Origin of the sequence: Sphingopyxis sp. Geo48 (assembly GCF_949769155.1) — a bacterium.
Classification (GTDB): Bacteria; Pseudomonadota; Alphaproteobacteria; order Sphingomonadales; family Sphingomonadaceae; genus Sphingopyxis.
Genome location: NZ_CATKPA010000001.1, coordinates 986,027 through 1,006,504 on the forward strand (window position 1 = coordinate 986,027; position 20,478 = coordinate 1,006,504).

Below are 20,478 nucleotides of genomic sequence, written 5' to 3' on the forward strand. Positions count from 1 at the left end.
CGAGAAGCAGTCCGACCGGAAGCGGCCATTCGCTGTCTCAGCTAACAAGCTCGTTGGCCGGCGCTGTGATGTCGATCGTAAGGCCCGTCGGCAGAAAATGGCGGTCGACCTTGCTGCGTCCGCCGAGCCCCCGATCGATGAGGCGCGTGCCAAATCCCTTACGCTCCGTCGGCGTCGATGGCGGTCCGCCTGTTTCGTGCCAATGAAAGTGCAGCGTGTCGGCGTCAATGCGCCAGCCGAGCCTCACTGAGCCCTCCGGAACCGAAAGCGCGCCATATTTAATCGCGTTGGTGGCAAGTTCGTGGAGCATCAGCGAGAGCGCCACGGCTGTTCGCGACCCGATGCGCATGTCGGGGCCATCGATCGCGACGCGGCTGCCCGCATCATGCGGTTCGACGGAGGCGCGGATGACCTCGGCGAGCGAAGCACCCGTCCAGTCGCGGCGGAGCAGCACGTCATGCGCATGGCCGAGTGCGGCAAGGCGTTCGTTGAAGGCAGCCAACGCTGGCCCTTCGCTATGGTCGCGCAACGTCTGCGATGCGATTGCCTGCACCATCGCGAGCGTATTCTTGAGGCGATGGCCGAGCTCCTGATTGACCAGAGCAAGATCATTCTGTGCACGGACCATCGCCGTCGTCTCGACCACCGTGTCGAGCATGCCGGCAACGCTGCCATCGGCGCGGCGCAGCGGGCTGTAGCAGAAGGTGAACCAGGCCTCTTCCGGCGCTCCCGAGCGCTCGATCGTCAGCGGCAGATTCTCTATATATGTGTTCTCGCCCGCAAACGCGCGCTCGGTATACCCCCGGATATGGTCCCACGCTTCAGACCAGATATCGGGCCATGCACGACCAAGCGCATCGGGCTTCTGGCCAAGAATAGGAACAAAGGCATCATTATAGATTGTCGTTAAATCGTATCCCCAGACGACCGCCTTGGGAAAGCTTGAATCGAGGATTTGGCGTACGATGATCGTCAGTTCGTTCGGCCAGGCATGGCGAGGTCCGAGAGGCGTCGCCGACCAGTCGAAGGCTTCTATGCGCTCGGCCATCGATGGCGGGACAATCGTTAGAATGGGGAGTGCGTCGAGCGCCGCAACCGGCATTGCCCCAGGAGCCATCAGATCGTGTGAATAGTCTTTGTGCATGGCGCGATCCCGTCGAAGCAAGCGGGAGCGCGCAGTCTCTCAGTCAGACGGATGCTCATTCACTGGTTCTCGTCCAATGCCGTATCTGTAGCAAGATTTTGAGATTCTCCCAACGGCAAATGGAACGCGACCGAGCTCGACGCCGCGAGCTTTGCGGCGTCTTCGATACCCGATTGAGGCCTTCGCCAGCCAAATGCTTATCGGAGCGCTGCCGCCGAAAGCGCTCTGCAATTGACCGAACCCGGCTTGGGGCGCGGCGCATCGGCGTCGGGGTCCTTGCGCAGGCCCAGCGCGGTTCCGATCGAGCGCCCGACCGCGCCGAGCAATCCGCCCGACTTGCCGCGTTTGCCCGCGGGTGCGAAGCTGATCTCGGGCTTCGACAGGGTACCCTCGACCTTCAGCGGATCGACCAGCTTGAGGCCGGGCTTCTGGCTGGCCGCGCCGGTCATCGACAGCGCGACCGTCTCGCCGTCGAGATTGATCAGGCCGCGGCCCGTCGCGCGCGATATTGCGGTGTCGATGATGAGCGGGGCGGGGGTCAGCTTGCCGCCCTTCGCGCTGAAGGCGAGGATCGCGCAGCGTATCGGCGTCATCTCGTCGTCGTCGCCGAGCTTCTGGCCGATCGCGCCGCCAAGATCCTGTCCGATGACATAGGCGGCGGTGCTATTCATGGCCCCCGCGTTCGCGACAAAGGCGATCGTGCCGCTGCCGCCTGCGAAAGCCTCGCGGATGGTGTCGCCGCGACCGGTGATGCGGACGAGCCCGCGAACGGGACCGCGGATCATCTCGGGCTGACCGATGAAAGCGTCGAATGAGGCACCCTCGATGCGAAGTTCGGTCGTGAGGATCGGCACGGGATGTCGAGAATCGACCTTGACCCAACCGGTCATTTTTCCGCGTTCGAGTCCGGCGACGGCATTGTCGAGGCGAAGCACGCGCCGGTCGAGGCTGAGCGTCCCAGTAAGGCTCCGGAACACCGAGCCGCCCTTGATCAGCAGGCGGGCGATCGAGACGCGGATGGTTCCGTCCGTCGGTCCCATCTTCGAAAGATTGATGCGCGTGTCGGGGATAATGCGCGGGCCGATGCGTGCTTCTCTTGCGTGCGCCGCCGCGAGGCCCGCATCGTCGGCGAGATCGTCGAAGTCGAGTTCCGGCGCATCGATCGTCCCGTCGATCCTGGTGCGGCCGCTGCGCTTGACCACCGTCGCTTTGGCGCGGATCGTTGAGCGACCGATGCGGCCCTGCAGCCGGTCGATGAACCAGTCTTCGCCCTTGCGGCGGACATCGCCATCGAGCGCGATCGCCTGCGTCCCGAACAGCCCGGCCTCGATGATATGATCGAGCTCCTTGAGGCTGGTTCCGCGTGCGGACATCTTCATTGTCATCGCCGAAACGTCGAGCGGCGCGGCCATGCTTCCGGTAGCCTGGACATCGAGGATGGGGGAAGACAGGCGGGCGGTGAAGGGCCAGCCGGTGGCAGTGATCGATGGACCGCCGCCGTCGGCCCGTAGCGTCGCGGCGGCGCCGTTGAAGCTGCCGCTTGCCGCGATCCTCACGCCCTTGCGATCGTCGGCCTCGATTGTTCCGGCGATATCGAGCCGTCGCTTTTTGTCCTTCAGCGTGAAGCGGCTGTTCCGGATGCGGATTTCGGCAATGCGGAGCGGTTCGCTCGCTTCGCCCCCCCGGTCGGCGGGGCCGCCCCAATTGCTGTTGCCCTTTGCATCGCGGACGAGCGCCAGATCGAGCCCGTCGATGTCGAGCGTGCGCGGTGTGGCATCACCCGTCAGGAGGGAGAAAATGGACACGCGGGCGCTGGCGCGCTCGACCTTCACCATGTCGCCCGGACCCGCCCACTTCGGCTGGCCGATGCGAAGATCGCGCACGGTGACGAGGGGCGTGAAGGAAAGCAGACCGTCGCGTTCAAGCGCGCCGAGTTCCACCGCCGCACCGAACTGGTTCGACAGACTGCGTTCGGCTGCGCCGCGGAGCAGCCCGACCGGGAATGCGCCGAGGAGCAGGACTGCGGCCAGGAGCAGACCGCTTATGGCAGCAAGCGCGATCTTCACCTTGCGCGGCAGAGCGTTGGTTAGAGCCTTGGTTCGTTCGGCAAGGGCGCTCCAATGGGCTTTCATGCTGCGATCTCCGCCGAGCCGGTAATCGGCGACGACACCGGCTTCGCGGGACCTTCGGGTGGGACGAAGGTCCAGATGACATCGTCGACTTCAACGGCGGGCCGTCGGTCGATCGAGAAGATGACGAGATCGCCCGACGCCTTGGCGACGGCGAGGCTGTCGCCGCCATTCGCCTTCATGCGCACCACGAAATCCTCATAGGTGAACTTCTCGGTGATCCGCGTCCGCCCGAAGGTCCAGCCTGCCTGAAGGCGGTCGAGTAGCTCCTCGATCGAGGTGCCGGCGAGCGTGAAGATGCGGCCTCGGCGCAAGCCCTTGAGGCGCGACTGGCCGCCGGTGCGGCTGACGCGATCGGCCCCGATCTCGGGCGCCAGCTCGCTGCACACAAGCGCGTTGTAGCTGTCGCTACCGGTGGCGGCGATCAGCTGGCGATATTGACCGAGCTCGATCTCGTCCTCATGTGCCTCGTCGAGGATATTGCCATGATGGACGGGAATCTCGACGCGCCTCGCGCGCCGGAGCGCGAGCTTGTCCTCGTCGGCGATCAGCACTTCGCGGTCCTGGCTCTTCATGAACTCGGCGAAGGCGATCGTCCAGCTGTTGGCGCCGACGAGAAGAACGCCGTTGCCCTTACCGCGGTCGAGGTCGAGCAAGCGGGCGACGGCGGCGGCGGTGAAGCCGTGTGCGAAGATGGTGACGATCACGACGCCGAACCCCAGAGGCACGAGCGCCTCGGCGCCGGGCACGCCATAGTCGGTGAGGCGCAGCGCGAACAAACCGGTCACGGCCACCGCGACGATGCCCCGCGGCGCGATCCATGCGACAAACAGCCTTTCCTGGATCGGAATGCGCGTGAAGAGCAGCGCGGTCATGATCGTGAGCGGGCGCACCACGAACAGGAGAAGGAACAGGAATAGGATGAAACGCAGCTCGAAGTTTTGCACCACCTGCCAGTCGAGCGTCGCCGACAGGATGATGAAGACGCCCGACACGAGAAGGATGGTCAGATCCTCCTTGAACCGGCGAAGCATGTGGCTCGAATAGGTTTCGCGGTTTGCCATCACCACTCCCATCACGGTGACGGTGATGAGCCCAGTCTCGTGCATCACGAGGTCGGAAAGCACGAACACTGCGATAACCGAGGTCAGGAGGATCGGCGCTTTCAGATATTCGGGAATCCAGCCGCGCAGATAGGCGGTGGTGAGCGCGAAGCCGGCGGCGATGCCGATTAGGATCGCCAGCGCACTTGCGGCAACGACATCGGCGACGACCGTGGTCGCGCTCGCGCCGCCGCCGTGCGTGATATAGGCGTAGACGCCGACCGCGATCAGCGCCCCGATCGGGTCGTTCACGATCGCTTCCCATTTGAGCATATGCTTGACGCGCGGCGGAATGTTGAGCGAGCGTAGCAGCGGCGAGATCACCGTGGGGCCGGTGACGACCATGACGCCGCCAAACAGCGCGGCGAGCTCGAGCGGCAGGCCGGCGCCGTAATAGGCCGCGGCGGTCCCCAGCGCCCAGCCGAGCGGCACGCCGATGAAGACGAGCATCAGGACGGCCGTACCCGCTTGTCTCAGCTCGCGGAACCTGAGGCTGAGACCGCCCTCGAACAGGATCACCGCTACCGCGAGCTTGATGATCGGTTCGCGCAGCGCGCCAAAATCGCGCTCGGGATCGATGAGCCCAAGAACGGGGCCGGCGATGATCCCCGCGATTAGCATCAGCGCGATCGCAGGGCGACCCGTCCGCCATGCAATCCACTGCGCACCGAGGCCGATGATGCCGATGAGGGCGATTTTGACGAGCAGCGAGTCAATGGCAAACATATGGGGGGGTATGCGGCAGGCGAACCGTTGGTTCCCGGCGTGGGTCAGATATGTCGATCGATGGCATCACGGTCGTGGGCGGAGATCGATTATCGGCAGGATGATCCCGAAACAGACGAACGGCGGCGCGGCGGCGGAACCAAACGTCGGGATTCAACGTTATCCGTCCATCAGAACAAGTAAGGGGGCAGCGCAGTCGCTGCCCCGGCGCGCGCATCGGGTCATCCGGAATCGCGCCCTGAAAGAAGGAGAAGATCATGTTTCGCTGGGCTATCATTTTTGCCGTAATCGCGCTCGTCGCGGCGCTTCTGGGTTTCGGCGGCATCGCCGGCCTTTCGGCGGAGTTCGCCAAGATCCTGTTGATCATCGCCGCAGTGCTTTTCGTCGTTGCTCTCGTGTTTGGGCGCGGTCGGCGGACGCTTCCCTGATCCTCCCCGAGCGCATGGCACGCGCTCATAACTTTGGCCGGCGGCTCATCCTTACGGGCCGCCGGCAATTTTCGGCACGGATGCTCTGAGGGACATAAATGCGAGCCTCGGCGGCTATCCGGTCCCGACTGACGGCCGCTATCTGATCGGGCGCGGGCTGGCTCTGATCAATGAGTCCTGACCCTGGAAAACCTGGGGCGATATGCCCTCTTCGTCTCCCGCGTCCGAGCAAGTCCGCTTGCAGCCGGACCATAGTGTGTGGGAGGAGTGGGGGAGGATAGACTTTCCCCCGCACAGTGCTTCCCCCCAATTCCGACGAGATAATGTGGGGGTAAATCCCGTGGGGGGACTCACAGCGGTCGCGGTCAAGGTCGCATTGGGGAATCCCGGCTCGCACCAAAATGACGAGCGGCTGTTCTTGAAAATGGACTAGCTCGGCCAGCTTGTGGCCGGCGAGAGCCGCGCCGTGAAGGCGCAAGGCCGTGGCGGCGGCGCCGAAAAGGCGGGATAGTCTAATCCGGCCCGGCATTCAGTCTGCGCGCGGCCGCATCGAGGCATTCAGGCTCCTTTGGCCGGCTGGCGCAAACAGGCGCGAGCCGGCCCGGGAGCCGGCGCGATCGACGAGCGCGATCGCGCCTCTTGTATCAGCCCGGCAGAAGGACGCCGTCGATCACGTGGATCACGCCGTTCGACTGGATTACATCAGCAGGGCCGATCTTTGCCTTGCCGCCCTTGGCATCGCCGACATACCAGGCGCCGTCCTGCTGCCAGATGGTGAGCTTTCCACCTTGGACGGTGGTGAGGACGGCCTTTCCGCCATTGGCCTGAGCCTGCGCCGCAAGGTCCGCGGCGGTAAGACGGCCGGGAACGACATGATAGGTGAGCACGCCGGTCAGGGTTGCCTTGTTCTCGGGCTTCAGCAGGGTATCGACCGTGCCTGCCGGCAATTTGCCAAAAGCGGCGTTGGTCGGCGCGAATACCGTGAAGGGTCCCGGCGACGCGAGCGTGTCGACAAGGCCGGCCGCCTTCACGGCGGCGACGAGCGTCGTGTGGTCCTTCGATGCGGAGGCATTCTCCACGATATTCTTCGTTTCGTACATGGCCGCGCCGCCGACTGCGGGGTTCTTGGCGGCGGCGGTACCGGCGGCGATGGTCATGCTCGCGGCCGCGATCGAAAGCGCAATGCGGGAAATGGACATATGTCGTTCCTTTGCAAACCGTCCCTGGGGGGAAGGGGACACCGCCTGTCTACGTTCCTGTGCCTCTGGCGGCGACATGTCCTTTCGGGCGGGGGATGCATCAAAGGGCAGATTGCGCCAGCATAGGGTGGGCGGAATAATCCGACGATGGCCGAACCTATTCTCTCCGTCTCCCGGATGCAGGAAACGCTTGGTTACGCCGGCCTGCTTCCCCCCGCCGCATGCCTGCTGTTGCCGCTGGCGTGCGGCCTGGACTATTACTGGACCGCGCTCGCTCTTCTTTATTTCTATCTCGCCTCGATCCTCTCCTTTCTCGGCGGCCTCTGGTGGGGTTTGGCATCGTCCCGGCCGTCGGCGCCGCGCTGGACCCCCGTAGCAGCGGTGCTGCCCTCGCTTGCCGTTTGGGCGAGTTTCTTGCCCTGGCTTGTCGGCTGGTCGTGGCCGAAGCCCTCGCTCGCGGTGCTGTCGCTTGCCCTCATCCTGTCGCCGCTGGTCGATCGGGCCATCGTCGGCGGGCATGCCGGTGCGACCGATTGGAACAGGTTGCGATGGCGCCTTTCGATCGGCCTCGGTGTTTCGGGGCTCGCCTTCGCTTTCATCTAGCGTGTTCCGGCCTCGCCATCGTCCCCGGGAACCGCAATTCTCTGGCGGGAGCGGCTCGCATTGGCGGCGCGCGTTCCGGATGCGGGTGGGCCGGGGCCTATCAGCGCGGCAACGGCGCGGCGCATCTCCGGATCATCCCTGAAGCGGCCGAGCATTATGCGTGTGGTCACCGCGAGGTCGGTCGCAGGCATGCCGGTGACCAGATCGACATGTCTGGTTTCGATGATCACCGCGACACCCGCTGGCGACAGCCGGTCCCAGATCGCTTCCGCGAAGTCCGCGGTGAGCTGCTCCTGCGTCTGAAGGCGCCGGGCAAGAATGGCCAGCGCATGCCGGATCGCGGAGGCTTCTGCGGTCATCGCATCGGGCAGATAGGCGACCGTCGCCACACCGGTCACCAGAGCAAGATCGGTTTCCCGGACTGTGTCGAAGGGAGTATTTCGCAAGACTATCATTTCCGGCGCCCCGGACTCTTCGCTTGCTCTTGGCCTGACATCGAACATCACGCCTTCCCTGTGTCCCGATAGGGCCGAGCGCAAGGATTGAGCGACCGTGCCCGGCGTCTCGCGCAAGCCCTCCCTGTCGGGGTCCTCCCCGATCCAGCGCAGCATGGTCCGAATGGCTTCGATGACATCGGGGGGAACCGTGCCGGAGCGCTCGCCGCCCGGCGCATCGCTTGGGAATTTGGCTGGCATGGGCTCGCGTGCCGTCGGCGCTTCCTCAGGATCGGGGCAGAATAGCCCCGCCGCCGACGTCTCTCGCGCGAAAGCCCGGGCAACAATATGCCTCTTCGGGCAGCCCGCGATGCCGTCGGCGAACGCGGCCGACGGTGCGATCCGTCCGCGGTTCCGACTTACCGCAATGCCTGCAGGAAATTGCGAGCGCTGGCGCGCACATTTTTCCGCTCGGCGTCGCTGAACCGCATCCAGCTGTCTGCGGCCATCCGCATGCGCGGGTTGGCGCGGAGCATCGTCGCGTGGCGGGCGATGAAGTCCCAGTAGAGGAAGTTGAACGGACAGGCGTTGGTGCCGGTCCGGCTCTTCACGTCATATCGGCAGCCGTGGCAGTAATCCGACATCCTGTTGATATAGGCGCCGCTTGCGGCATAGGGCTTGGAGGCGAGCAGGCCGCCGTCGGCAAACTGGCTCATCCCGATGGTGTTCGGCAATTCGACCCACTCATAGGCGTCAGCGTAAACGGCGAGGTACCAGCGATGCACTTCGGCGGGGGCCACGCCGACCAGCAGCGCAAAATTGCCGGTCACCATTAGCCGCTGGATATGGTGGGCGTAGGCCTCCTCGCGGGTTTGCGCGACGCAGGACGCAAGGCAGGCCATATCGGTGTCGCCGGTCCAATAGAGCGCGGGGAGCGGCCTCGACGCGCCGAGCGCATTTTCGTCGGCATAGCCCGGCATCCGCCACCAGTAGATGCCGCGAACATATTCGCGCCAGCCAAGAATCTGCCGAATGAAGCCCTCGGCGGCATTTATCGGCACTTTTCCGGCGCGATACGCGCTGTCGACAACCCAGCACAGATGGCGCGCGTCGAGCAGACCGGCGTTCAGATATTGGGCGATCGCCGCGTGGTAGAGATACTTCTCGCCCGCCAGCATCGCATCCTGATAATCGCCGAAGCGCGAGAGACGCGTGCTCACGAAATCCTCGAACGCGGCCCCGGCGTCGCCGCGGGCGACCGCGAACCAGAAGGGCTCGAGATTACCGAAATTGTCGGGGAAGTTTTCCGTCACCATGGCAAGGACCTCGCGCGTCACGCGGTCCGGCGTAAATTGCAGCGGCTGGGTCATCATGAGATCGCGCGTTGCGGCGTTGCGGTTGTCGCTATCGAAATTCCACTTGCCGCCCAGCGGCTTGTCGCCGTCCATGAGAATGCCGGTGCGCCGCCGCATCATCCGGTAGAAATGTTCCATCCGAAGCTGCGAGCGCCCTTCGGCCCACTCGGCGAATTCGGCGGAACTGATGAAAAAGCGATCGTCAGGGACGATTGTCACGTCGGCGACCGACCGCAGGATTTCGGCGACGCGATACTCGCCGGCTTCGGTCACCCGAAGCGGCAATTTGCCATGACGGCGTCTGAACCGCTCGATCTCGGATGCAAGCGAGCCGCTATTTCCGGCATCGTCGAGCCGCACATACTCTACGTCCCACCCGTCCGTGCGCAGCTCGGCAGCGAAGTGACGCATGGCGGAGAAGACGAAGGCGAGCTTTTTGCGATGATGCGCGACATAGCCGGCCTCGGCTGCGACCTCGACCATCAGGACACGCGTCCTCGCCGGATCGAGCCCGCGCAGCGACGAGATGGCCGGGGTAAGCTGGTCGCCGAGGATGAGGACGAGCTGGTTTTTCAATCCCGCTTCGCTCGCGCTGCGGCCATCCGGAGACGATGCGCATCGACCTGCCGGCCGCCGCATATCCGGGCGATAACTTTCCCGATGCTCATCCGAAGGGTCTTGAGCGCTTTCGAGCGGCACCGACAGCTGGACTTTCGGGCAAACCGCGCCGCCACGGGCTTCGGCGTGATCTTCGTCAGGCGCGCAGCGACTCCCACGCGGCCAGTGCACGGCTCCGAGCCTCCTGGTGGCCGACGAGCGGCGCCGGATAGCCGGCAATGCCGGTCCCGCCGCCATGCATTGCGGCAATCTCGCTGTCACCGAGCCGAGAGAGTTCGGGCACGAACGCGCGGACATAATCTCCCATCGCAAACTTCTCGCACTGCAGGAGCGGCGACATGATCCGCGAAAAGACGGGCGCATCGACGCCCGTGCCGGCGACATATTGCCAGTTCATCGCATTTGAGCCGAAATCGGCGTCGAGCAATGTGTCCCAGAACCAACGCTCGCCGCGCCGCCAGTCGATGAGGAGATGCTTGACCAGGAAGGACGCGGTTATCATCCGGACGCGGTTGTGCATCCATCCGGTGCTCCAGAGTTCGCGCATCCCGGCGTCGACGACAGGATATCCGGTCCGGCCCCGGCGCCATGCCCGAAAGTCCCGATCCGCCGCCGCGCCCGTTCGCCACGGGAAGCGGTCGAAGGGAGCGCGGCCGTTCCGTTCGCCATAATCGGGCATTTGATCGACGAGATTGAGACCATGTTCGCGCCAGCCGATTTCGGAACGAAAAGCTTCGGCGCCGGGATCGTCGCGGTCCCCGAGCGCATGCCAAAGCGTTCGCGGACTGATTTCGCCGAAGTGGAGATGGGGGGAGAGCCGCGATGTCGCGGGCCGAGCGGGATAGTCGCGATCGGTTTTGTAATCGCCAGCGGCCGGGAGCCAGTCGCGAAGTGCGCGAAGAGCCCCCTTCTCGCCGGGCACCCACGCGCCGAAGCCCGAGGTCCAATCGGGCCCGGTCGGCGTGAGGCGCCACGTTGAAAGCCCTTCCGACTCCGGCCACAGCTCGGGGCCTGCAATGCGGTCCGGAGCCGGCAGCGGCAGCGCGGGCGGCATTCGCTCGAGCAGCCGGCGATACCATGGGGTGAAGACGCGGTAACGCTCGCCGTTCATGTTCGTGATGGCCGACGGCGGGGCGAGATAATTGCCGTCGTGCAGCACGAGGTCTGCGCGGGCAGACAGTGCCGCGTCGATCCGTTTCCACCATGGCTCGTAACAGCGCGTGGCCAAGACATGGCGCGCGCCGGTTTCGATCATGATCTTCTCCAGCTCGGCCGCCGCTGCGCCGCGCCGCAGAACCAGCCTGCTGCCCCGCTTGCGGAGGCTGGCGTCGAGGGCCGTGAGGCTGTGGTGAAGCCACCACCTTTGCGCTCCGCCGATCGACCAATCCCCGGGCGCCTCATCGTCCAATATATAGACCGGCACGACAGCGCCCTCGGCTATCGCCGCCGTCAGCGCCGGATGGTCGGTGAGCCGGAGGTCCTGCCGGAACCACAAGATCGATGTTCGGGTCATCCCGTTCCCCGGTCCGCGCGCCCATCATGGGCCAGGGTTTCGGGCGGTGCGGCGCAGCGCCGCACCGCCCGGCGATGACAATCCATCGCCCCCCACCGCGGCAAGGTAAAGGTCGCAAGGGCCCTGCCGCCGGTGGAACCGCCAATGCCCGTGGCCGGCGCGCCGGCCTCGCTCCTCAATAGGCCGGTCGCGGTCATCTTCCCGGCCCCTGTTGTTTCCGAGCGACAGGGCCGCGGCCGTGCGCGGCCGGCCGTGCGCCGATATCGTCGAGGATGAGACCGGCCGTTGCTTTCGCGCTCGCCACGACGCCGGGAATGCCGGCGCCGGGATGGGTGCCGGCACCGGTGAAGTAGAGGTTGGAGATACGGTCGTCGCGGTTGTGGCCGCGAAACCATGCACTCTGCGTCAACGACGGAGTAAGGCTGAAGGCGCTGCCGTGATGGGCGGCAAGATCGCGTTCGAAATCGGGCGGGGCATAGGCGAGGCTCGTCACGATACGGTCGCCGAAATCCGGAATCAGCCGCCGCTCGATCTCGGCGATCATGCGCGCCGCCAGCCTCGGCCCTTCGACGTCCCAGTCGAGCGGAGCATGGCCGAGATGCGGAACCGGCGCGAGAATGTAGAAGCTGCTGTGCCCATCGGGCGCGACGGTGGGATCGGACGCGCTGGGATGATGGAGATAGAGCGAAAAGTCGTCCGCAAGCCTGCCGTGACGGTAGATGTCGTCGAGAAGTCCGCGGTATCGAGGTCCGAACAGGATCATGTGATGCGGAATGCCGGGGAAGCGCCCCCGCACGCCCAGATGGAGAACGAAAAGGCTCGGGGACCAGCTTTTGCGAGTCAGCCGCGCGCCTTCTCGCGGCCCGCGGGGATGATCGAGCAGATCCCGGTAGCTGTGCAATAAGTCCGCGTTTGATGCGACGACGCTGGCCTCCGCGCGGAAGCCGCTCTTCGTCACGACAGCCGTCGCGCGGTCGCCCCGCGTTTCGATCCGCACCACGGGATCGCCCAGACGGATCGTTCCGCCGAGGCGCTCGAACAGCGCCGACATGCCGGCAACCAGGCGGTTCGTGCCGCCGCGGGCATACCAGACGCCGCCATCCTGCTCGAGCTTGTGGATCAGCGCATAGATGCTGCTCGTCGTCATCGGATTGCCGCCGACCAGCAGGGTGTGGAACGACAAGGCCTCGCGGAGCTTCTCATTTTTCACGAAGCCGGCGACGGTTGCGTAGACCGAGCGCCAGGCACGGCGCCGCGCCAGCGCCGGCGCCGCTTTCAGCATCGAGCGGAAATCGAGGAACGGCACCGCCCCGAGCTTCACATATCCTTCCTCATGGACTGCGGCCGCGTAGCCGAGAAATCGTTCATAGCCTTCCAGATCGCGCGGTTCGAGGGCGGCGATCTGCCGGTTCAGTGCGCCGCGATCATTGCTGTAGTCGAAATGCGATCCGTCGGGCCAGCTGAGCCGATAGAAGGGTGCAACGGGAAGCAGATCGACATCGCGATCGATCGTGTCGCCGCTTAGCGCCCAGAGCTCGGCGAGGCAGGAGGGGTCTGTGATGACGGTCGGGCCGGCGTCGAACCGGAAGCCTTCCTTCTCGAACATATAGGCGCGGCCGCCTGCAAGCTCGCGCGCCTCGACCAGCAGTGTTTCCATGCCCGCCGACTGCAGTCTGATCGCCAAAGCGATACCGCCGAAGCCCGCGCCGATGACGACGGCAGCCGTCATCGGTTTGCTCCCGCAGCGATCGCCGCGCCCAGCACATGGCCGGACAACCATGCATATTCGGCAAAGCCATGATAAAGCCAGTCACCGCAGGCGCCGAGCCCGATCGCATCGTTCCAGAGCGTCGTGAGGTCCCGGCCCGAGGGCTGGGCAAACAGCCAGCGGTGCGCGGCCGCATGGAAAGGGCGCGGCAGGGGGCGGCCGGCTACATCCGCGAGAGCAGCAAGTAGTGCCTCCGACACATCCGCGCTGTCGCGGCCCAGATTCGCCTCCGACCACGTCCAGTCGGCCTGCACGACCCACCGCTCACCGGGCGTGCGTCCCGGCTTGGCGCTGTCGCGAGCGGCGGTCACGATGGGGCCTGCGCCGCGCACGAAGTCGGGAAGATCGGCAATCCGCTCGCGAAAGGCGAACATCGCGCTCCACGATGGATAGGATCGCACCGACATGGCGGCGCGCGCCATCTCGAAGTCGTGAAGCGACAGGAGCGGCGCCGCTTGCTCGGAAGGGATCGCGACCACCGCCGCGTCGAAATCGCCGAGGCGCACCGCTTCGCTGTGCAGTGTCCAGCCTTCGCCCGATCGGGTCAGGGCGGTAACCGGGGTCGAGAGGCTGACATCGATGCCCGAGGCGAGCGCCTTTATCGGGGCAGTCATCGTCGGCGTCCCGACCCAGCTGTCGGCGCCGGCGGCAGGCCAGCGCGCCGCAAGCCCCGCTGCCTCCCACTGGCCTACGAGGCGCCTGAAACCGTCCGACCGTGCCGTGAAATGTGTTGCGCCGTGGTCGAAACCGACGGCCCGGCCCCTGAGCTTGGAGCGCCGCGTTGCAAGCCGCCCCCCGACGCCGCGAGCCTTGTCGAAAACGGAGACGGCAATGCCTGCGTCCCGCAGCCGGTGGGCACAGGCGAGGCCGGAGATTCCCGCGCCCACGATCGCTACATGCATGGAGGGCACCGGACCATAGCGTCGATCGACAACGGAATGCAGGAAGCGGAAGTATCGCGAGCCGCAACGCGGCCCCGGTCATCATGGATCATCTGGGTTTTTCTCGTTCCGCCGCATTCCGGCGCCGACGAGGCTTGCATGAGAGGGGGCAAGTGTCGCAACATGTCCCTTGGGGCATGAGGCGAGGAGCAGGCAGGAAGCTATGTCATTGAAGACGATGATCGCGGCGAGCCCGATCGCTGCGGTGATCAGCGACCCGCGGTTGCCCGACAATCCGATCGTCGAATGCAATGCGGCGTTCGCGGCGCTGACGGGATATGCACGCGAGGAGATTATCGGGCGGAATTGCCGTTTTCTTTCCGGCCCCGGCACCGAGCCTGAACTGACCGAGACGTTGCGCGCCTCAATCCGCGCGCGCCGGCCCGCGCTCGTCGACATCCTGAACTATCGCAAGGACGGCTCGCCGTTCCGCAACGCCGTCCTCGTCGCGCCGATATTCGGGGTCACCGGAAAGCTCGAATATTTCCTTGGATCCCAGATGGAAGTAGGAGGCGTCGAGGATGCGGCTGCCCAGCGCACCGCAAGGGCGCGCCAATTGATCGAGGCGCTTTCGCCGCGGCAGCGCGAGGTATTGAAGCATATGGCGAGCGGGCAGCTCAACAAGCAGATCGCATTCGCACTTTCATTGTCGGAGCGCACGGTGAAGATGCACCGGTCGGCACTTTTGCGTGCGCTCGGCGTCGAGACCACTGCGGATGCCATCCGGTTGGCGGTCGAAGCGGGTTACTGACGGCCGCCGAAAGCGCACCGCTTTGCTTCAAGAGGATCGGGCAGAATTTTTTGTTCCCCGGTTGGGAGAAACAAGGCCCCCTTTTCAACGGCCTCGGCCCTCTTGACTCGACTCGCTGGCTTCCCAAAATCTGCTCCCGCGGCCTGTTGCCGCACGACGAGAAAGGAATGGCGACAAGGAAGGAGGCACGATCATGTCCGAGCCATTTTCCCGTTTTCTTCATCCCTTCGACGTGGCGCGTCACCCGAGCCTGGAGCCCGAGGTCAAGCGCGCCCTCCTCGCATCCTGGGCATCGGACCGCTCGGCGGTCCGCAACCGGCCGGCGCTCCGCAAGCCGCCGGGCGTGCGGCGCGCGGTGCCGGTCGACGATGTGCTGGCGGCGCCCCGCTCGCTCGACGGCGGCGAAGCGCGCGCGCCATGACCGACCGGGCGCTGATCGCGCAGCTGGACGGCTATGGACTGACGACCGCCGAGATCCATTATTACCGGCCCGATCATCCCTCGCTGCTCCAGCTCTTTGTCTGGCAGGACTATGATCTTCCGCCGGACTTTCCGGTGCTGTTCGATTTTCTGGCCATGTGGCGGCGGCGGATCGAAGCTGCGCTCCATTCGGTACGGATCGCGCATCATGCGCTGATCGGACCCGCCGAGTGGCGGGCGGCCGATATTCTGCGGTCGCTGGAATAGGGCGAGCGGCCGGCCAGGTCGCTGCCTGCCTAACCCCCGCCGCCGACAATCCTCCTAAAAACGATGGGGTGCCCCCTCTTAGGCGCTCACGCGCTTTCGAGCGCCTTATCCTCGGGCGCTGCGATCCGCTGCCGCTCGCCGGAACTGCTGCCGATTGCGATCTTGCGCGGCTTCATCGCTTCGGGAACGACGCGGTTGAGCTCGATCGTGAGCAGCCCGTCGGCGAAGCTTGCGCTGCCGACCTCGATATAGTCGGCCAGCTGGAAGCGCCGTTCGAATTCCCGGCGCGCGATGCCGCGGTGGAGATAGGCGCGCTTCGCATCCTCCCCGGCCGGCTTGCCCGTGACGGTGAGTTGGTTCTGCTGCGCGACGATCTCGATCTCGTCGGCCTTGAAGCCGGGAACCGCCAGCGTGATGCGATAGCGGTCGTCGGCGTCGCGGACGATGTCGAAGGCGGGATAGCCGTCGGACGTCTCGCTGCGCTGCCCCTTCTCCAGCAGGTCGAAGAGATGGTCGAAACCCACCGTCGAGCGGCGGTAGGGGGTAAAGTCGAAGTCGGTTCTCATTTCCAAATCCTCCTGAGTGAAGCAATTCGGGCATGAGATGCGCCGGGACGTAGAGCCGGCGCTCTCTATGTCCTTCGGACCCGCAAAATGCGGCGTCCGGGAAAAAATTAGGTAGGCCTTTTTCGGATTCAAGAGGCGGCGAGTGCATCTGGCGCACCGCCCCAATGTCCCGGGAAGGCCGACAGTGTGATCCGCGCGATCACGACGCTGGCGGACGCGCCGGGCATGGAGACACTGGCCGAGGGCGTAGAGGATGAAGCGCAGCCGAAATCCTCCGGCAGGAGGGTTGCCACCAGATCCAGGGCCATTTGCTGAGCAAGCCGATCGAAGCCCACGCGGTCCATGCCTCTATCGCAGCTATGGCGATCAAAGCGGACCACCAGCGGCCAAAGGCGTGACGTCAAGTCTGCGCTTCGTGCCGTGTCTCGACCCCTAAGGTCGACCGAAATGATGCGCGGTCGACCTTGGCTCCATCTTAGAAGCGGCGCTGCCCGTTGCCCCAGTTGCCAATGTCGCAGCGCCCGGAAAAGTCGGTGACCGCCTTGATGGTGATGAGGCCGGTGCGGCGATCGATCGTCAGCTTGGGCTTGTTCATGCCATTGAGGCGATAAGTCGCGGTGATCTGGTCGCGTCCAACGACCAGGTTTTCCAGATCCCACCACCCATGATCGCCGCCGGAATGGATCGGCGGCACAAGCTTGGGCCCGAGGTGAATGCGGCCCTGTGTTCCGTAGAGTTCGATCTGGATATCGCTGTTGAATGCCTCTGTGCCGCTCGCCACCTGATTGCTCCATTCCCATTTATGATTGGAATGGTTCCAGGTGTAAGTCGGCTGCGAGGTTACGGTCGGGCGATTTCCGCCGCCATAACAGACGAGGACCATCGAATTGGGGTCGCGATAGTCGGATGCGGGCGGCGGTGCGCCGTGATCGTTCCGGTTGTCGCCCTGTGACCCTTCGGAGCAGTTCCCGGCAGGCACCCCGATGATCGCGGCGTAGCGGCCCTCCATCGTGGATACCGAGATGCAGCGTCCGGTGCGCTTGTTCCACCAGAAGGTGAAACGCTGATCGCGCACGTCGTTCGACTGACGCTGCTCATATCCGCGCGAGAGAAGCTGGGTCTCGCCGCCGGCCGCCCGGGCCCCGACAAGATCCTCGACATCGGAGGCGCCTTGGGCCGTGGCGGAGGTGGCAAGTGCGATCACCGCAAATGCGGCCGGCAGAGCTAGGACGTGACGCATCATTGGCTCTCCTGTTGCTATGCGAGGCTAGCAGCGCCGCGACACCCTGCAAGCTTAATTTTTCGCTCGCCGGCGGCTTTGACGGCCAAGATGGGGTGGGGATCTGTCATGGCTTCCCCGGTCATCGCGGCCTGAATCCCAAAGTTCAGGAAAGTTCAGCCCATTGAGCACTCTTTTTGGACCGGGAGCATGTCGAACGCATCTCGCACGCCTCGTCCCGACCGCTTTTATCTACCAGATGAAAGAGCCGGAAGAAGGCTGACACAGCGGGATAATGTAGGAAAGGCCTATTTGCAGGCGATGGCGGATTTGGGGTGGTGAGCTGTCGCTAAGCTGTTCGTCATCCCGGGCTTGACCCGGGACCCGCCTTTCCTCTTCGTGCCTCGGATGAAAAGACAAGGCAGGCCCCGGATCAAGTCCGGGGTGACGATGATTGATAGGGCCGCAATCGGTTTCCTTCGCTCGTTGACTTTTTCACGGCCCCGTGGGCGACTATCGTCGAGCTATCAGACGGAAGACGGTTCGCCGCGCACAGATTTGCCCCAGCGTTGGCGCACCCGATCAGGTCCGGGCCGCCTCCTTCGACAGTCGCCAATCAATTCCTTCGTCACTGGCAAAGGCGGCGAGGGGTTTTAAGCGGCATAAGACCGCGCTAGAATTTGAAGCCCGCTTCGACGCCAATCAGCCTGCGTGCGCCTGGCGAGATGAAAGACCCGCCAAATTCGATCGCGGGGATGGCCTCGTTGATATATTTGCGATCGAGCATATTGTCGGCGAACAGCATAAGCGACCATCTGTCGCTCTGAAGTCCCGCGCGAAGGTTGAGCACGCCGAATGCGTCACGGCGAGCATTGATGTAACTGCCGTTGCCGGCGGACGGCGGCAGCGCGAACAACGAAGCCGGAAGCAGCGCGCTGAAGACCGTGGGGCTGCTCTGATCTTGTACGGTATGGAACCATGTCGGCCCGGTGATGCGGTAGTCGGCGCGCAGAACGAGATCGAAGTTGCGGGCCAGCGGCGCGTCGATCTGGGTGCCGAGGTTGATCGTATAGTCCGCCGTATAGGGAGATTTGTTTCCTACCGTGTAGGTTCGCGAACTGTTCCGCTTGATCTCGCTGTCGGTCAGATTGACCGATCCGAACACTTTCCAACCGTCGACAATTCGGGCGCTGGCGTTCAATTCGACGCCTTTGATATCCACCCGGTCGATGTTCGAGACGACGCGCAGGAGGCCAAAGGAGCCCACGAAAAACTCGAAGAACTGCATGTCCGTGATCCGGGTGTAATATCCGGCAAGATCGAAGGTGACGCGATTGTCGAAGAGCGCCCCCTTGACGCCGGCTTCGAACGAGCTCGAGCGTTCCTTGCGATAATTGTCGTCGATTGCGACATTGGCATCGATCGTCCCGAAATCGACGCCGTTGTTGAAGAACTGGTCGACTGTCGCTGACGAACCTTGGTTGTTGAACCCGCCCGATTTAAATCCCACGCCCCAATTGGCATATATGTTGGAGTTTGCCGTCGGCGAGTAGCTCAGACTGACCTTTGGCTGGAGCTGCCGAAAGGTTTTCGATTGATCGGGGATGCTCCCGGTCGCCGGAAGCCCCGGATTGATCTTCGCCCCGGTAATCGGATCGAGCACATTCGGCACGCGGCTCGATACGTTTCGGTCTTCGATATCGTAGCGGAGCGCGAGGCTCAGCTTGAGGCGGTCGGTGACGTCATAGTCTGCCGATCCGAAGACGGCGTAGACGTTGGTCTTGAACTTGTCAGAATAAAGCTGCGAGGTAGGATTGCTGCTGCCGGGTGCATTGTAGAGCTGCTGTATCAGTCCCAGACCCAGATCGGCCCCCAAACTCACCCCGACCGAGCGGTCGATGTGGAGAACATAGCCCCCAAGCTGCCAGCTCAGGGCACCGTCCCCGTTCGAGGCCAAACGGATTTCTCCGCTGATGTCCTTCTGGTTGCGAACCTGAAATTGCGTGCCATCGCATGTGGTGGGGCTGTAGGGGCCGAAGGTCGACCCCGAGAAGTCGAAAATGAAGGGGACGGGGATCTGCCCTATCGCGCCGGGCGGATTGACGGGGTAACCGGTATTGGCAGCTGTCGACGCGAAACAGGCATTTTGAGCCGCAAGATTGGTCGGGTTTGCGGGGGCGCCAAATGCCGGGGCAATATAGCGCGCAAAATCCGCCGAGGTGCCGTCTGCCGACAAGGACTGCCGGACATCGGAATAGAGCGCCCATGCCGTCAACCGCGTCGAGCCAAAATCATGGTCGAGCTTGATCGAGGCATCGAACGATTTCTGGTCGTTGGTGGGGCGGATATTGCTATAATAATTGAACGGGTGATCATCGACGTCTTCGTTGAAGGCGCCGCCCAATGCCGGCAGGTGAAAGGCCGCGTTGAAGTTGATCGAGGCTCCCGACAGCTTCGAATAGCGGGTCTTGACATCGATCTCGGTCGCCTCGCTCAGGTCCGCGACAAAGCGTCCGTCGATCGACCATATTTCCTGGTCGTCGACCACCTTGCGATCGAGAAAGCTGTTGCGATAAAAGCCGTCTGTCGTGCGATAATAGCCTGACACGAGAACGCCGGCATTGCCGCCGATCGGCGCCGATACATAAGCGGAGCCCTCGAAGGTATTTTCGTTGGCGTAACTCGCCTTGACCGCGCCTTCGAACTGGTCGCCAGGTTTTGCGGTCGTTATCACAATCGCCCCGGCGGCGGCGTTGCGGCCATAGATGGCGCCTTGCGGCCCTTTCAGAATTTCGATCTGGCGCAGCGTGCCCTGGTTCTGGTTGAGCTGAGCGCTGTTGGTTTTCAATATCCCGTCGACCACGAGAGCCACCGAGCTTTCGGCATCGCGCGCGCCATTGATCCCCCGGATGTTGATTTGCGTATCCCCCGCCTCCGCGGTCCCGGTCACAATCGTCACGCCCGGCGTCAACTGGGCAAAGCCCTGCGCATTATCGACACCCGTGGTTTCGAGCGTGTCGGACGTCAACACCGTCACCGACGCAGGGACATCGACGAGCCGCTCATTCTGTCGCCGCGCCGTGACAATGATATCGCCTTCATCTGTTATCCCGGCGCTCTCCTGCGCGGCGGCCGGACCAGATTGGGCTGCGATGGCAGCGATCGAAGACAGCAAGACGGCTTTCGTGATGCGCATCGTTGACTCCTCGGTGTCAAATTCGGCGCCGCCCCTGCAAAGACACGTTGGACGTTGCCCCCGCTACGTCATATTGTATACAAACATCGAGCGTCAAG

At 64.0% G+C, this 20,478-nt stretch carries 18 protein-coding genes; 5 read left to right on the forward strand and 13 right to left on the reverse strand.

Annotation, left to right across the window (positions count from 1 at the left end; all coding sequences use genetic code 11):
• Positions 1 to 37: 37 nt before the first annotated feature.
• The 3 genes from QOL79_RS05040 to QOL79_RS05050 form a co-directional block, all read right to left on the reverse strand.
• Positions 38 to 1,048, reverse strand: coding sequence for a sensor histidine kinase (locus tag QOL79_RS05040; RefSeq protein WP_282949889.1), 1,011 nt, complete (start codon positions 1,046 to 1,048; stop codon positions 38 to 40).
• 293 nt (positions 1,049 to 1,341) lie between these two features.
• On the reverse strand, positions 1,342 to 3,276 hold the full coding sequence (locus QOL79_RS05045; protein ID WP_283418845.1) for an AsmA family protein: 1,935 nt from the start codon (positions 3,274 to 3,276) through the stop codon (positions 1,342 to 1,344).
• Positions 3,273 to 5,102, reverse strand: a complete 1,830-nt coding sequence (locus tag QOL79_RS05050; RefSeq protein WP_283418846.1) for a cation:proton antiporter — start codon at positions 5,100 to 5,102, stop codon at positions 3,273 to 3,275. The genes QOL79_RS05045 and QOL79_RS05050 overlap by 4 nt, the downstream gene beginning before the upstream one ends.
• A 257-nt stretch (positions 5,103 to 5,359) precedes the next feature.
• Between QOL79_RS05050 and QOL79_RS05055 the strand changes: the two genes are divergently transcribed.
• The gene (locus QOL79_RS05055; RefSeq protein WP_082657742.1) at positions 5,360 to 5,530 is read left to right on the forward strand and encodes a DUF1328 domain-containing protein; all 171 of its coding nucleotides are present in this window, start codon (positions 5,360 to 5,362) and stop codon (positions 5,528 to 5,530) included.
• Between the two features lie 644 nt (positions 5,531 to 6,174).
• Here QOL79_RS05055 and QOL79_RS05060 read toward each other — a convergent pair.
• Positions 6,175 to 6,729 (reverse strand): fasciclin domain-containing protein, encoded by a 555-nt coding sequence (locus tag QOL79_RS05060; protein ID WP_283418847.1) that lies wholly within the window; start codon positions 6,727 to 6,729, stop codon positions 6,175 to 6,177.
• Positions 6,730 to 6,876: 147 nt separating this feature from the next.
• Here QOL79_RS05060 and QOL79_RS05065 point away from each other — a divergent pair, with 147 nt between their 5' ends.
• Positions 6,877 to 7,332: a DUF3429 domain-containing protein gene (locus QOL79_RS05065; RefSeq protein WP_282949885.1), complete on the forward strand. Its 456-nt coding sequence runs from the start codon at positions 6,877 to 6,879 to the stop codon at positions 7,330 to 7,332.
• Here the strand turns inward: QOL79_RS05065 and QOL79_RS05070 are convergent.
• From QOL79_RS05070 to QOL79_RS05090, 5 genes are all read right to left on the reverse strand, one after another.
• On the reverse strand, positions 7,329 to 8,027 hold the full coding sequence (locus QOL79_RS05070) for a GTP cyclohydrolase I (RefSeq protein ID WP_058455497.1): 699 nt from the start codon (positions 8,025 to 8,027) through the stop codon (positions 7,329 to 7,331). The genes QOL79_RS05065 and QOL79_RS05070 overlap by 4 nt on opposite strands.
• 158 nt (positions 8,028 to 8,185) lie before the next feature.
• Positions 8,186 to 9,697, reverse strand: a complete 1,512-nt coding sequence (locus QOL79_RS05075) for a cryptochrome/photolyase family protein (protein ID WP_502957469.1) — start codon at positions 9,695 to 9,697, stop codon at positions 8,186 to 8,188.
• Between the two features lie 178 nt (positions 9,698 to 9,875).
• Entirely contained in the window at positions 9,876 to 11,252 is a 1,377-nt protein-coding gene (locus QOL79_RS05080; RefSeq protein ID WP_283418849.1) for a cryptochrome/photolyase family protein, read from the reverse strand.
• Between the two features lie 193 nt (positions 11,253 to 11,445).
• Positions 11,446 to 12,981, reverse strand: coding sequence for a phytoene desaturase (locus QOL79_RS05085; RefSeq protein WP_283418850.1), 1,536 nt, complete (start codon positions 12,979 to 12,981; stop codon positions 11,446 to 11,448).
• Complete coding sequence (locus QOL79_RS05090) at positions 12,978 to 13,922, reverse strand: NAD(P)/FAD-dependent oxidoreductase (RefSeq protein ID WP_283418851.1); 945 nt, start codon at positions 13,920 to 13,922, stop codon at positions 12,978 to 12,980. Before QOL79_RS05090 ends, QOL79_RS05085 begins: the two co-directional genes overlap by 4 nt.
• A gap of 202 nt (positions 13,923 to 14,124) precedes the next feature.
• Between QOL79_RS05090 and QOL79_RS05095 the strand changes: the two genes are divergently transcribed.
• The 3 genes from QOL79_RS05095 to QOL79_RS05105 all read left to right on the forward strand — a co-directional run bounded on the left by QOL79_RS05095 (position 14,125) and on the right by QOL79_RS05105 (position 15,399).
• A complete protein-coding gene (locus tag QOL79_RS05095; RefSeq protein WP_058455492.1) occupies positions 14,125 to 14,712 on the forward strand; it encodes a LuxR C-terminal-related transcriptional regulator in 588 nt (195 codons plus the stop codon).
• Between the two features lie 193 nt (positions 14,713 to 14,905).
• Positions 14,906 to 15,133: a hypothetical protein gene (locus tag QOL79_RS05100; protein WP_283418852.1), complete on the forward strand. Its 228-nt coding sequence runs from the start codon at positions 14,906 to 14,908 to the stop codon at positions 15,131 to 15,133.
• Positions 15,130 to 15,399 carry an usg protein gene (locus tag QOL79_RS05105; RefSeq protein WP_283418853.1) on the forward strand — a complete coding sequence of 90 codons (270 nt, stop codon included), beginning with the start codon at positions 15,130 to 15,132 and terminating at the stop codon, positions 15,397 to 15,399. Before QOL79_RS05100 ends, QOL79_RS05105 begins: the two co-directional genes overlap by 4 nt.
• Positions 15,400 to 15,485: 86 nt before the next feature.
• Here QOL79_RS05105 and QOL79_RS05110 read toward each other — a convergent pair whose 3' ends face one another.
• From QOL79_RS05110 to QOL79_RS05125, 4 genes are all read right to left on the reverse strand, one after another.
• Positions 15,486 to 15,965, reverse strand: a complete 480-nt coding sequence (locus QOL79_RS05110; protein ID WP_204993637.1) for an Hsp20 family protein — start codon at positions 15,963 to 15,965, stop codon at positions 15,486 to 15,488.
• A 128-nt stretch (positions 15,966 to 16,093) separates the two neighbouring features.
• Positions 16,094 to 16,309, reverse strand: a complete 216-nt coding sequence (locus QOL79_RS05115) for a hypothetical protein (protein ID WP_283418854.1) — start codon at positions 16,307 to 16,309, stop codon at positions 16,094 to 16,096.
• 131 nt (positions 16,310 to 16,440) lie between these two features.
• Positions 16,441 to 17,208: a hypothetical protein gene (locus QOL79_RS05120; protein ID WP_058455488.1), complete on the reverse strand. Its 768-nt coding sequence runs from the start codon at positions 17,206 to 17,208 to the stop codon at positions 16,441 to 16,443.
• Positions 17,209 to 17,857: 649 nt separating this feature from the next.
• Positions 17,858 to 20,380, reverse strand: coding sequence for a TonB-dependent receptor (locus tag QOL79_RS05125; protein ID WP_283418855.1), 2,523 nt, complete (start codon positions 20,378 to 20,380; stop codon positions 17,858 to 17,860).
• Between the last annotated feature and the right edge of the window lie 98 nt (positions 20,381 to 20,478).